Origin of the sequence: Streptomyces sp. NPDC093149, from assembly GCF_044754145.1 — a bacterium.
Taxonomy (GTDB): Bacteria; Actinomycetota; Actinomycetes; order Streptomycetales; family Streptomycetaceae; genus Streptomyces.
The window spans coordinates 85,113-96,851 of sequence record NZ_JBIVON010000007.1 but is presented as its reverse complement, the minus strand read 5'-3'; the positions used below and the strand labels follow the sequence as shown (position 1 = coordinate 96,851).

The 11,739-nt window shown below is 71.2% G+C and carries 12 protein-coding genes; 4 read left to right on the top strand and 8 right to left on the bottom strand.

The features are described from left to right. Positions 1-43 precede the first annotated feature (43 nt). Entirely contained in the window at positions 44-787 is a 744-nt protein-coding gene (locus ACIQCZ_RS21885) for a lysophospholipid acyltransferase family protein (protein WP_351078209.1), read from the bottom strand. A gap of 194 nt (positions 788-981) precedes the next feature. On the opposite strand from ACIQCZ_RS21885, the gene ACIQCZ_RS21880 reads away from it, so the two are divergent. Together ACIQCZ_RS21880 and ACIQCZ_RS21875 are read left to right on the top strand one after the other, a co-directional pair. Further along, on the top strand, positions 982-1,761 hold the full coding sequence (locus tag ACIQCZ_RS21880; RefSeq protein WP_402284336.1) for an alpha/beta hydrolase: 780 nt from the start codon (positions 982-984) through the stop codon (positions 1,759-1,761). Beyond that, positions 1,754-2,458, top strand: a complete 705-nt coding sequence (locus ACIQCZ_RS21875; protein WP_402284333.1) for a hypothetical protein — start codon at positions 1,754-1,756, stop codon at positions 2,456-2,458. The genes ACIQCZ_RS21880 and ACIQCZ_RS21875 overlap by 8 nt, the downstream gene beginning before the upstream one ends. 222 nt (positions 2,459-2,680) lie before the next feature. On the opposite strand, the gene ACIQCZ_RS21870 is transcribed toward ACIQCZ_RS21875, so the two are convergent. The 6 genes from ACIQCZ_RS21870 to ACIQCZ_RS21845 form a co-directional block, all read right to left on the bottom strand. Next, the gene (locus ACIQCZ_RS21870; RefSeq protein ID WP_402284331.1) at positions 2,681-3,439 is read right to left on the bottom strand and encodes an endonuclease/exonuclease/phosphatase family protein; all 759 of its coding nucleotides are present in this window, start codon (positions 3,437-3,439) and stop codon (positions 2,681-2,683) included. A gap of 78 nt (positions 3,440-3,517) precedes the next feature. Further along, complete coding sequence (locus tag ACIQCZ_RS21865) at positions 3,518-4,459, bottom strand: ROK family glucokinase (protein WP_376209780.1); 942 nt, start codon at positions 4,457-4,459, stop codon at positions 3,518-3,520. 74 nt (positions 4,460-4,533) lie between these two features. Beyond that, positions 4,534-4,992, bottom strand: coding sequence for a DUF5304 domain-containing protein (locus ACIQCZ_RS21860; protein WP_402284328.1), 459 nt, complete (start codon positions 4,990-4,992; stop codon positions 4,534-4,536). A gap of 83 nt (positions 4,993-5,075) precedes the next feature. Further along, complete coding sequence (locus ACIQCZ_RS21855) at positions 5,076-6,398, bottom strand: ArsA family ATPase (RefSeq protein ID WP_402284327.1); 1,323 nt, start codon at positions 6,396-6,398, stop codon at positions 5,076-5,078. 4 nt (positions 6,399-6,402) lie between these two features. Then, positions 6,403-6,852 (bottom strand): SRPBCC family protein, encoded by a 450-nt coding sequence (locus tag ACIQCZ_RS21850; protein WP_376209775.1) that lies wholly within the window; start codon positions 6,850-6,852, stop codon positions 6,403-6,405. Positions 6,853-6,959: 107 nt separating this feature from the next. Then, positions 6,960-7,766, bottom strand: coding sequence for a metallophosphoesterase (locus ACIQCZ_RS21845; protein WP_402284324.1), 807 nt, complete (start codon positions 7,764-7,766; stop codon positions 6,960-6,962). 280 nt (positions 7,767-8,046) lie between these two features. On the opposite strand from ACIQCZ_RS21845, the gene ACIQCZ_RS21840 reads away from it, so the two are divergent. Both ACIQCZ_RS21840 and ACIQCZ_RS21835 read left to right on the top strand, forming a co-directional pair. Then, positions 8,047-9,840 (top strand): AMP-dependent synthetase/ligase, encoded by a 1,794-nt coding sequence (locus ACIQCZ_RS21840; RefSeq protein ID WP_402284322.1) that lies wholly within the window; start codon positions 8,047-8,049, stop codon positions 9,838-9,840. A 130-nt stretch (positions 9,841-9,970) separates the two neighbouring features. Then, positions 9,971-10,438 (top strand): spore-associated protein A, encoded by a 468-nt coding sequence (locus ACIQCZ_RS21835; RefSeq protein ID WP_402284321.1) that lies wholly within the window; start codon positions 9,971-9,973, stop codon positions 10,436-10,438. A 120-nt stretch (positions 10,439-10,558) separates the two neighbouring features. Here the strand turns inward: ACIQCZ_RS21835 and ACIQCZ_RS21830 are convergent, their stop codons facing one another. Further along, on the bottom strand, positions 10,559-11,701 hold the full coding sequence (locus ACIQCZ_RS21830) for a glycosyltransferase family 4 protein (protein WP_402284319.1): 1,143 nt from the start codon (positions 11,699-11,701) through the stop codon (positions 10,559-10,561). Positions 11,702-11,739 lie beyond the last annotated feature (38 nt).

The window sequence follows — 11,739 nt, the reverse complement described above, 5'->3', positions numbered from 1 at the left end:
CCCCCCGGACGGAATCGACGCGGTGGCGCGCCGAACCGTTCCTTCACCCCTGCGTTCCGGACTCTTTCCCCGCGCGCTTCGCCTCCTCCGCGCGGCGCTTCGCCTCGTCCGCGATCTGCCGCTTGGCGGCCGTCGCGTAGATGTCGACGTACTCCTGGCCGGAGAGCTTCATGATCTCGTACATCACCTCGTCGGTGACCGAGCGGAGGATGAAGCGGTCCCCCTCCATGCCGTGGTAGCGGCTGAAGTCGAGCGGTTTGCCGATCCTGATCCCCGGGCGCATCAGCTTGGGCATCACCTGGCCGGGCGGCTGGATCTTCTCCGTGTCGATCATCGCGACGGGGATGACCGGCGCTCCGGTGGCCAGCGCCACCCGGGCGAGCCCGCCGGGCTTGCCGCGGTAGAGACGGCCGTCGGGCGAGCGGGTGCCCTCCGGGTAGATACCGAAGAGACCGCCGCTCTCGATGACCTCGATGCCCGCCTTGATGGCCGCCTCGCCGGCACCGCGGGCGCCGGAGCGGTCCACCGGGAGCTGGCCGACGCCCTTGAAGAAGGCGGCGGTCAGTTTGCCCTTCACGCCGGGCGCGGTGAAGTACTCGGACTTGGCGATGAAGGTGACCTTGCGGTCCAGGACGGCCGGCAGGAAGAACGAGTCGGAGAACGAGAGATGGTTGCTCGCGAGGATCGCCGGTCCTTGCGCGGGGATGTTCTCCAGGCCCTCCACCCATGGCCTGAAGGCGAGCTTCAGCGACCCGCCGATGGAGAACTTCATTGCGCCGTAGATCAACTCGGGTGCCTCCTGTGTGCTGTCCGACTGACCTTAACCCGTGCGGCCGCCCGTGTTCCCGCCCGGCACGGGGCCGGGGCGGCCGCCGGGACCGCGACGACCCTGGTCGGTGTCAGTCCGGTCGCGTACGGTGAAGTAATCCTTCTGCACTCCCCCTTTCGCTCCCCTTCGAGCCTCATGAACAGGAGACCCCGGTGCCGGTCCTGCCTGGAGCCGAGCCGTTCCGCCACGAGGGCGGAGAGGTCGGCGTCCTTCTCTGTCACGGATTTACCGGTTCCCCGCAGTCGTTGCGCCCCTGGGCCGACCATCTGGCGGAGCGCGGGCTGACCGTCTCGCTGCCGCTGCTGCCCGGACACGGCACCCGCTGGGAGGACATGCAGCTCACCGGCTGGCAGGACTGGTACGCGGAGGTGGACCGGGAGTTGCGCGCCCTGCTGGAGCGGTGCGGCCAGGTCTTCGTCTTCGGTCTGTCCATGGGCGGCGCGCTGACCCTGCGGCTGGCGGCGAAGCACGGGGACGCGATCAGTGGCCTGGTGCTCGTCAATCCGGCCAACAAGGTGCACGGTCTGTCGGCGTACGCGCTGCCGGTCGCCCGCCACCTGGTGCGGACGACGAAGGGGCTGGCCAGCGACATCGCCCTGAAGGGCTCCGACGAGGTGGGGTACGACCGGGTGCCGCTGCACGCGGCGCATTCGCTGCGGAATTTCTTGCGTCTGGTCGACGCCGAGCTGCCCCAGGTCACCCAGCCGATCGTCCTGCTGCACAGCCCGCAGGACCACGTGGTGCCGCCCGCCGACTCGGCCCGGATCCTCAGCCGGGTGTCGTCGACGGATGTCGAGGAGATCCTGCTGGAACAGAGCTACCACGTGGCGACGTTGGACCACGATGCGGAGCGGATCTTCGACGAGAGCTTTTCGTTCATCGGCCGCCTCGCTCCGAGCGTCGGAATGAAGGGGAGCACGTCAGGTGGCTGAGCACGACGCGGAGCGCGCGGGCGGCGGGGAGGAGCGCGAGCCCCTTCCCGCGGAGGGTGCTGCCCTGCCCGCGGAGGGAACGACCGTTCCCGGCGACGGCACGGGGGCGCAGGACGCCGCTGCCCAGCCGGTGCCGCCGGACACCGACGGGGACCGGCCCGCCGATCCGTCGATCGACGAGGACGCCGCGTGGCAGGCGATCGTCGCGGGGTACGGCGAGGAGCCGCCGGACCCGCCGGGCGCCAAGCCGTTCAGGTCGATCGAGGACCTCGCGCTGCCGGAGGACGACCAGTTGGGTGTCCTGGATCCGGACAAGGGGATCGGCAAGAAGACGCCGAGGCCGCCGGAGAAGCCGCTCGGCAGCTCGATCGTGTTCGCGCCCGGCGTCGCCGGTCCGCGCGACTACGAGGTCGCGGAGCCGAAGGACAGCGATCTCGACGACAGCGACGAGGGGCACTTCGTCCCCCCGGAGCCGCCGCCGCTGCCGGAGGCCGATGTCACGGCGAAGTTCGCCTGGCTCGCGGTCGTCGGCGGTCCGGTGCTGATGCTGGTCGCGGTGCTGCTGGGGTGGGAGATGACCTGGTGGCTCACGACGGTCTGCGTCGGCGGCTTCCTGGGCGGCTTCGTCACCCTGGTGGCACGGATGGACGACGGCGACGAGGACGACGACGACCCCGGACGCGGAGCGGTGGTCTGAGGACGGACGGCCCCCGGGGCGACGCCCTCGCGCAGCCGCGGGTGCCGACTTGCCACCCGCCGCCTGCCACCTGCCACCTGCCACAGGCACGGTCCGTCCGTGGCCGCCCGCGGATCCGCCTCGGTGGCGCCGGGCAGCCTCGGATGCCGCCTTGCCCCAGGCACGGCCCACCGGGCAGCCACGGTCCGCCCGAAGGCGCCGCGCGGCGGCCGGCCGCGCTGCTCAGGGCCTGGTCGCGGGCACTCGTAGTGCCGCCAGTACCGGCAGATGGTCCGTGGCCGCCCGCAGATCCGCCTCGGTGACACCGGGCAGCCCTGCGGGGACGCCGCAGCCGAGCACATCGATCCCGTGCGTCGCGAAGACCGCGTCGATGCGCCGCTGAGGCCGGTCCGACGGGAAGGTGTTCTCGGCGCCCCACGGCCGAACCGCCCAGCAGTCCTGGAGCCGCCCGGCCAGCCGCCCGAACGCGGCCCCGGCGGGTGCGTCATTGAGGTCACCGGCCGCGAGGGCGTGCTCGACGCCCATCGCGTCCAGCCGTTCCAGCACCATCCCCGCCTGGGCCAGGCGTTCCTCGCGCTGCAGGCTCAGATGGAAGCTCAGCAGTCCGATCCGGGTGCCCGCGATCCGTACCACCGAGGTGGCGAAGCCCCTGCGGTGCAGTCCGGGCGTGAGCGGCAGCAGGACGTCCTCCGTCCGCTCCACGGCGGCCCGCAGCGAGCAGAGCAGCAGCGGCCCGGCCGCCGTGCCGCCGCCGCTGAGCACGACCAGGTCGGTGCGGGCCGCGAGCCAGGCGGCGCGCTTGCGCCAGCGGAAGAAGCGCGGGGCTTCCTGGATGAGGACGAGGTCAGGGGCGCAGGCGCTGATGACGCGGGCCAGCGCCTCGCAGTCGTCGCGCATCGACCGGATGTTGTAGCTGAGCACCCGGATGACTGCCGAACCATCCTGCTCGGTACGGGAGTCGGGCAGTGGCGTCGGGACCATGCGTCTCACGATACGACGGACGCCCGTCGCTCCCCATGGGGCGCGACGGGCGTCCGGCTCCGTCCGGCTGTCGGTGGCTCAGCCCTGGCGGGCCAGGTCCGCCGCACCCACCAGACCTGCCTTGCCGCCCAGTTGGGCCGCGAGCACCTGGGCGTGCGGGCGCCACTCGCCGCCGATCAGCCAGCGCCGGAACGACTTGCGGATCGGGTCGAGGACGAGGTCGCCCTCGTCCGACACCCCGCCGCCGACGATGAACGCGGACGGGTCGAAGAGCGAGGCGAGGTCGGCGAGTCCGGCTCCGGCCCAGCGGGCCAGCTCGCGGAACGAGTCGATCGCCACCGGGTCGCCCTGCCGGGCGGCCGTGCTGATGTGCTTGCCCTCGATGCCGTCCACCGTGCCGTCGCCGAGCGACAACAGGATCGTGGCGTTCTCGGGGGTGGCGTTGGCACGCTGCTTCGCGTAGCGGACCAGGGCGCGCCCGGACGCGTACTGCTCCCAGCAGCCCTGGCTGCCGCAGCCGCAGAGCAGACCGTCCGGGACGACCCGGATGTGGCCGAACTCGGCGGCCACACCGAAGCGTCCGCGGCGCAGCTTGTTGCCGATGATGATGCCGCCGCCCAGACCGGTGCCGAGCGTGATGCAGATGACGTCGTCGTGGCCCTGTCCGGCGCCGAAGCGGTATTCGCCCCAGGCGGCGGCGTTGGCGTCGTTCTCGACGACGACCGGCAGGCCGACGCGCTGTTCGACCTTGTCCTTCAGCGGCTCGTGCCGCCAGTTGATGTTCGGAGCGAACAGCACGGTGGCGCGCTTGTCGTCGACGTATCCGGCGGCGCCGATGCCGACCGCGTCGATCTGGTGCCCCTCGCCCGCGCCGGACACGGCCGCCGCGATCGCGTCCACGATGCCTTCAGCCGTCGGCGGGGTCGGCACCTTGAACATCGAGAGGATCCGGCCCTCTTCGTCGACCACTCCAGCTGCGATCTTCGTGCCGCCGATATCGACGCCGATGGTGAGTCCCATGAATCCCTCAGTTCCGGTCGAGCCCCGCTGTGGCCAACGGTACCCGAGCCGAGGACCCGGCCCATCCGTGCCGGTCAGTCCAGGTCGATGTGTTCGCCCGCCGCGGGACCCTCGTCACGTGGGTCGGTGGGGTTGTCGGCCTTCTTGCCGTGGGGCGCGGATCCCTCGGCACCCCGGGTCCAGCGGCGTTCCTGGCCTTCCACGGCGGAACGGTAGGCGGCGAGGAGTTCGCTGCCGGCCGCGGCGATGTGGTCGAAGACGTCCGGATTGCGTTCGATGACCGGCTCGACGGCGGACTTCGCCTGCTTGATGATCTGCTGCACGGTGCCCTGGGCCGTCGCACCGAAGAGCGGCGTCCCGAGGGACGAGACCTTGTCGGTCACGGCGTCGACCAGCTTGCGCAGTTCCTCGGCGGCGGAGCCGGGCGGCGGGCCGTACTGGGTGCGGCGGCGGGCCTTCTCCGCTTCGAGGTCCTCGGCGCAGGCCTTCGCCCACGCGTCGTCGTCGACGGGACGATCGGTGGCTTCGCTCATGGCGGACTCCTGCGACGTGGTTCGGCTGCGGCCCGGCACACGGGCCACGTACTACCGACGTTACCCGAACCGTGTCGCGCCGTTCAGCTCGTGCGGGGCCACAGTCCGGGGTCCGGCGTGAACCTGACTCTGAGCACCCCGTCGGTGAGGGCGGCGCCGGAGACGGTGCAGCGGCGCAGCCCGGACTCCAGGGGGACGATCCGGTGGAACGGGCCCACGGTGAGGAGCAGTTCGTTGCCGCGGCGCACCAGTTGGAGGTCCGTCTTCACGGCGCCGGGCAGGGGCAGGCACCAGACCAGGACGGATTCGTCACCGGCCGGGGGGACGGCCACGATCCGGTCGCCGGGCAGCAGGGTACGCAGCTCGTCGATGCCGTCTGGGGCGTTCGGGTCCTCGATCCACCAGGGGTCGTCGGCCCGGCCGGGGCTCCGGTCCGCCAGCTCCGCGGCGAGTCCGTCGCCCTCGAAGAGACCGCCTCCGGTGCCCGCTTCCTCGAAGACGGTGCAGCCGGCCCCGGTGTCGAGGAGGGTGAGGTCGTCCGGGCCCCGCGGATCGCGGCCGAGGTGGGGCACTTCGCACAGGGCCGCCGCGGGCACCCATTCCTCGTACCAGCGGTCGACGGTCTTCTCCTGCTGCGCGGCCAGTGCCGCGAACCAGGGGTCGCCGGAGTGCCTGGGCAGGACCCGGTTCACCACGAGGGTGTCGACGCGCAGTCCGTGCAGGGCGAGTCCGGTGCGGGCGGTGCGCAGGGCGTCCTCGGCGGCGGGGCCGGGTTCGGCGACCAGCCGGAGCGTGGTGTTGCGGTCCTCGATCAGTGCCTGGACGGCGGCCAGCTCGGTGTCCCTGCGGGCGGCGGCCTCGTACAGCCACTGTGCCGGCATGGGGACGCCGGCGAGCTGGGCGAGCATCGGGCGCAGGGCGCGTGCGGCCTGGCGTTCCTGGGGCAGCAGTCGGCGCAGATAGCGGCGCAGCTGTTCGGGAAGGGCGAGCACGGCGAGCGCCTCGCGCAGCGGCGGCAGGTCGACGACGAGGAGTTGGTAGCCCTCGTGCGACCAGTCGCCCTCGGCGGCGCGGCGCAGGGTGTGCAGGAGGGCGAGCTGGGCGCTGCCGGGGAGTTCGGTGAGTTCCTCGCCGTCCAGCCGGTTCCCGCCGAGCAGGTCGAGCACCCCGGACACCTGGTCCTGGAGGGCGAGGAGTTCGCCGCGGAAGTGCTCGCCGGAGTCGATGCGGGCGGACCACAGGCCGTCGGTGACCTCGGTGGGTTCCGTGCCGTCGGGGAAGCCGGGTATGGCGTCGGTGGAGAGCAGCAGGGTGCGGCGGCCTCGGCGGGCCGCGGCCAGTGCGGTCGCCGCCGCGACGGTGGTACGGCCGGCGCCGCCGGGGCCGGTGACGAGAACCGTACGCACCGGGTCAGGCCTTCGGTACGGACTCGACGCGCTTCTTCAGGCCGGCCAGGGCCCGGTCGATGATGACCTTCTCCGCCTTGCGCTTGATCATGCCGAGCATCGGGATCTTGACGTCGACGGTCAGCCGGTAGGTGACCTCGGTGCGGTCGCCGTCGCCCAGCGGGGCGAGTGCGTAGGAGCCGTCGATGGCGCGCAGCATCTGGGACTTGACGAGGGTCCAGCTGACCTCGTAGTCGCCGATCCAGGTGTACGCGAGGGTGTGGTCGTCCTTGATGGCTCCGGCGTCCAGGACGAGACGGACCTGCTCGGCGCGGCCCCGGTCGTCGGTGGCGAGGACCTCGGCCTCCTTGACCTCACCGGTCCACTCCGGATAGCGGGCGAAGTCGGCGATCACTCCCATGACGTCGGCCGGTGCCGCCTCGATCGTGATCGTCGAGCTGGTGTGTTCAGCCATCGCCGTGGCTCCTCCAGTGCGGTGTACCGGTGCGTCGGCAGAGGTCTGCCGCCTGAAGGCTATCGCGTGTGCGCGCCGCCTCGGCCCAGGGTCCGGTGCCGGTGCGGTCACCACTCCAGGGCCCACGGCCTGCCGGTGGACGCGAAGTGGCCCACGTTCACGCATTCGGTGGCACCGATGCGCATCCGACGGACCAGCGGCTGGTGGACATGGCCGAACAGTGCGTACCGGGGACGGGTCCTGCGGATGGCGTCGAGCAGCGCCCGGCTGCCGCGTTCGAAGCGGCGCGCCACCGTGTCGTACGTCAGCTCCGGCACGTCCGGCGGGATGTGGGTGCACAGCACGTCGACCGGGCCGACCGCCTCGATCTTGGCCGCGTACTCCTCGTCACCGATCTCGTACGGGGTGTTCATCGGGGTCTTCAGGCCGCCGCCGACGAAGCCGAGCACCCGGCCGCCGATCTCGATCCGGTCGCCGTCGAGGACCGTGGTGCCCGGCCGTGCGTACTCGGGCCACAGACCGGGGATGTCGACGTTGCCGTAGGTGGCGTACGTCGGGGTGGGGAAGGCCGCGAAGAGCTCGGCGTACTGCTTGCGCACCGCCGAGACGATCGCGGCGTTGCGGTCCTTGCCCGCCCACAGGCCGCGGCCGAACGCGCGGGCCTCCTCGAAGCGGCGGGCGGTACGCAGCTCGACGATCCGGTCGGCGTTCTCCACGCCGAAGAGATCGGGGAAGATGCCGCGCGAGTGGTCGGCGTAGTCGAGGAAGAGCACCAGGTCACCCAGGCAGATCAGGGCGTCGGCGCCGTCCCCGGCGCGGGCCAGGGCCTCGGTGTTGCCGTGCACGTCACTGACCACATGGAGGCGGGTGCGCCGCGCGGTCGCGGTTCCTTCGCTGTTCGGTCCGGCTGGCATGGCGATCACCCTAGGACTGTGCCGTCCACATGGATAGAGGCCGCCGGACCTGCGACGACCGCCGGCTCGTCACGGCGGTGGACTACTGTGCGCCCAAGGATCACGGTTGTATGTGACGCATAAGACATCTGGTCGGAACCCCCTATCGGGAACCGAGTACTGGTGGGTAACGTCCGGGCAGTCCAGTCGTGCTCACCCCACTGAGCACTTGCCATTCTTGGACCGCAGCCGGTGCGTCGCACAGAGCCGTGGCACCGGAGCCCGATGAGGAGCAGCAGTCTTGCGCGAGTTCAGCCTTCCGGCCCTGTACGAGGTCCCTTCGGACGGCAACCTGACGGATCTCATCCGCCGCAATGCCGCTCAGCATCCCGATGTCGCGGTGATGAGCCGCAAGGTGGCGGGCAGGTGGGCCGATGTCGACGCCGCACAGTTCCTGGCCGAGGTCAGGGGCGTCGCCAAGGGTCTGATCGCTGCGGGGATCGAAGCGGGCGACCGGGTGGCCCTGCTCTCCCGTACGCGCTACGAGTGGGTACTGCTCGACTTCGCGATCTGGAGTGCCGGCGCGGTCACCGTGCCGGTGTACGAGACGAGTTCGCCCGAGCAGATCCAGTGGATCCTCGGTGACTCCGGTGCCGCCCTGTGCATCGTGGAGTCCGAGGCGCACCAGGCCTCCGTGGTCTCGGTCCAGGCCGATCTGCCGGCCCTGAAGGGCATCTGGCGGATCGACGACGACGCGGTCCGCGGCCTGTCGGCGATCGGCGAGGACGTCTCGGACGCGGATCTGGACCTGCGGATGGCGAGCGCCAAGGCGGACGACCCGGCCACCATCGTCTACACCTCGGGCACCACCGGCCGCCCGAAGGGCTGCGTGCTCACGCACCGCAGCTTCTTCGCGGAGTGCGGCAATGTGGTGGAGCGGCTGAAGCCCCTCTTCCGTACCGGCGAGTGCTCGGTGCTGCTCTTCCTGCCTGCCGCGCATGTCTTCGGACGGCTGGTCGAGGTGGCCTCGGTGATGGCCCCGATCAAGCTCGGCTGCGTACCGGACATCAAGAACCTCACCGATGAACTGGCCTCCTTCCGCCCGACGCTGATCCTCGGTGTGCCGCGTGTCTTCGAGAAGGTCTACAACGCGGCACGTGCCAAGGCGCAGGCCGACGGAAAGGGCAGGATCTTCGACCGGGCGGCGAGCACGGCGATCGCCTACAGCCGCGCGCTGAGCACCCCCCAGGGTCCTTCCCTGGGCCTGAAGTTCAAGCACAAGCTCTTCGACCGGCTGGTCTACGGCAAGCTGCGGGCCGTGCTCGGCGGGCGCGGCGAGTACGCGATCTCCGGCGGCGCTCCGCTGGGCGAGCGGCTCGGCCACTTCTACCGCGGCATCGGCTTCACCGTCCTGGAGGGCTACGGCCTCACCGAGACCTGCGCGGCCACCGCCTTCAACCCGTGGGACCGGCAGAAGATCGGTACGGTCGGTCAGCCGCTGCCCGGCTCGGTCGTCCGGATCGCCGACGACGGCGAGGTGCTGCTGCACGGCGAGCATCTGTTCACCGGCTACTGGAACAACGAGACGGCGACGGCCGAGGCACTGGCCGACGGCTGGTTCCACACGGGCGACATCGGCACGCTCGACGAGGACGGCTATCTCGCGATCACCGGCCGCAAGAAGGAGATCATCGTCACGGCGGGCGGCAAGAACGTGGCTCCGGCGGTGATCGAGGACCGCATCCGCGGGCACGCCCTGGTCGCCGAGTGCATGGTGGTCGGCGACGGCCGGCCGTTCGTGGGCGCGCTGGTCACCCTGGACGAGGAGTTCCTGGCCCGCTGGGCCGCCGAGCACGGCAAGCCGACCGGTTCGACGGCGGCGCTGCGCGAGGATCCGGAGCTGCTGGCCGAGGTGCAGCGGGCGGTGGACGACGGGAACGCGGCGGTGTCGAAGGCGGAGTCGGTGCGCAAGTTCCGTGTCCTGGCCTCTCAGTTCACCGAGGAGGCGGGCCACATCACGCCGTCGCTGAAGCTGAAGCGGAATGTGGTGGCGAAGGATTTCGCGGACGAGATCGAGGCGATCTACCGGGGCTGACGGCCGACCGCCCGAGCGTGAGCCGTCCACCGAGGCCGATATCCATGGCTGAATCGCGACCTTGTGTCGCTAATCAGCCAATGCGAGGGTCTGGATCACACCACTGATCCACCGTCCAGGGGGGACTTTCATGCGCGTCGCCTTCAAGCGGGCCGGCCTCGTCATGGCCATGGCCGCCTCGGCCTTCGTGGCGGTGCCCGCCACGGCCCAGGCCGCGGCCACCGCGGCCAGCCCGACCGCGGTCTGCGGTGCCGACGGCCACAGCTACTCCGTCGTCGCCTCCGCTCCCGTGAAGTTCAGCAGCGGCGAGGTCGCCGGCACCGTCTATCTGATGTACAGCAGCGGGAACGGCAAGAACTGCGTCGTGACCGTCAAGACCTCGTACACCGGTTCGGCCACCTTCACGACGGCCCAGCTCATCATCCAGAACGGCAACTCGTACGTGGATCAGGGCAACTACACCAGCTACGCCGGCCCGATCCGGGGCAGCGCCGCGGGCAAGTGCGTGAAGTACTGGGGCTCGATCAACACCGGTCCGGACGGACAGGCCGGCGCCAACGCCAGCGGCGGGCGCATGAGCTGGGGCAACTGCGGCTGAACCACCGTCACCTCCACCGGCCGGACAGCGACACCGCTGTCCGGCCGCGGTACGGGCACACCGCCGCTCGCAGGACGGGGCCGGTTCGGGCGGCCCCGGACGGAACCGGCCGGGGCTGTCTCAGAGCAGCGCCTTGAGCCGCTCGGCCAGCAAATCCCAGCGCCACTTCTCCTCGACCCAGGCCCGCCCCCGCTCCCCCATCCGCCGCCGCAGTTCCGGATCGCGGAGCAGGGTGACGATCCGGTCGGCCGACTCCTCCACGGAACCGCCGCGCACCACCCACCCCGTCTCGCCGTCGAGCACGGCGTCCGGCGCGCCGCCCGAATCGCCCGCCACCACCGGCAGACCGGTCGCGGACGCCTCCAGGAAGACGATGCCGAGGCCCTCCACGTCGAGGCCGCCGCGACGGGTGCGGCACGGCATGGCGAAGACATCGCCCGCACCGCAGTGGGCGGGCAGCTCCTCCCACGGAACCGGCCCGGTGAAGCGCACCGAGTCGGCGACCTCCGTTCGGACGGCCAGCCGCTCGAGCTCCTTGGCGTACGGTCCGCCGCCGACGATCAGGAGCACCGCGTCCGGTACCTGCGCCAGGATCGCGGGCATCGCGAGAATCAGCGTGTCCTGGCCCTTGCGCGGCACGAGCCGTGACACGCAGACGACGACGGGCCGGTCCGAGAGTCCGAGCCGGGCCCTGACCAGGTCCCCGCCGGAATCCGGGTGGAAGGTCTTCTCGTCGACGCCGGGCGGCACCTGGACCATGCGGCCCGCCGCCTCAGGGCTGAGCGCGGTGGCGATCCGGGAGCGGGTGTACTCACCCAGATAGGTGATCGTGTCCGTGGTCTCGCCGATCCGGCCCAGCAGCTGCCGGGCCGCGGGCAACTGGGCCCAGCCCGCCTCGTGTCCGTGTGTGGTGGCGACCAGCCGGCGGGCACCGGCCCTGCGCAGCGCCGGCGCCATCAGCCCGAGCGGGGCCGCGGCACCGAACCAGACGGATCTGCAGCCGTGCATGCGCAGCAGCTGCACCGCGCGCCGGGTGACTCGTGGGGTCGGCAGCAGCATCGTCGCGCGGTCGCGGACGACGATGAAGGGCTGCTCCGCGTCGAAGGCGGCGGTGGCGGCGACGCCTTCGGGGCCACGCTTCCAGGTGGAGGCATATACGACGATCTGTCCGGGGTCCAGGCGCAGTGCCATATTGTGCAGAAATGCCTGGATGCCACCGGGGCGGGGCGGGAAATCGTTGGTCACGATCAGGGTCTTGTCCATCCGGTCCGACAGTACCGGGCATTCGGGTCGGAACGGCA

Coding starts and splice junctions, on each gene's coding strand:
- ACIQCZ_RS21870 (WP_402284331.1), bottom strand. CDS start 3,439: ATGGTCCCGACGCCACTGCCCGACTCCCGTACCGAGCAGGATGGTTCG.
- ACIQCZ_RS21865 (WP_376209780.1), bottom strand. CDS start 4,459: ATGGGACTCACCATCGGCGTCGATATCGGCGGCACGAAGATCGCAGCT.
- ACIQCZ_RS21860 (WP_402284328.1), bottom strand. CDS start 4,992: ATGAGCGAAGCCACCGATCGTCCCGTCGACGACGACGCGTGGGCGAAG.
- ACIQCZ_RS21850 (WP_376209775.1), bottom strand. CDS start 6,852: ATGGCTGAACACACCAGCTCGACGATCACGATCGAGGCGGCACCGGCC.
- ACIQCZ_RS21845 (WP_402284324.1), bottom strand. CDS start 7,766: ATGCCAGCCGGACCGAACAGCGAAGGAACCGCGACCGCGCGGCGCACC.
- ACIQCZ_RS21835 (WP_402284321.1), top strand. CDS start 9,971: ATGCGCGTCGCCTTCAAGCGGGCCGGCCTCGTCATGGCCATGGCCGCC.
- ACIQCZ_RS21830 (WP_402284319.1), bottom strand. CDS start 11,701: ATGGACAAGACCCTGATCGTGACCAACGATTTCCCGCCCCGCCCCGGT.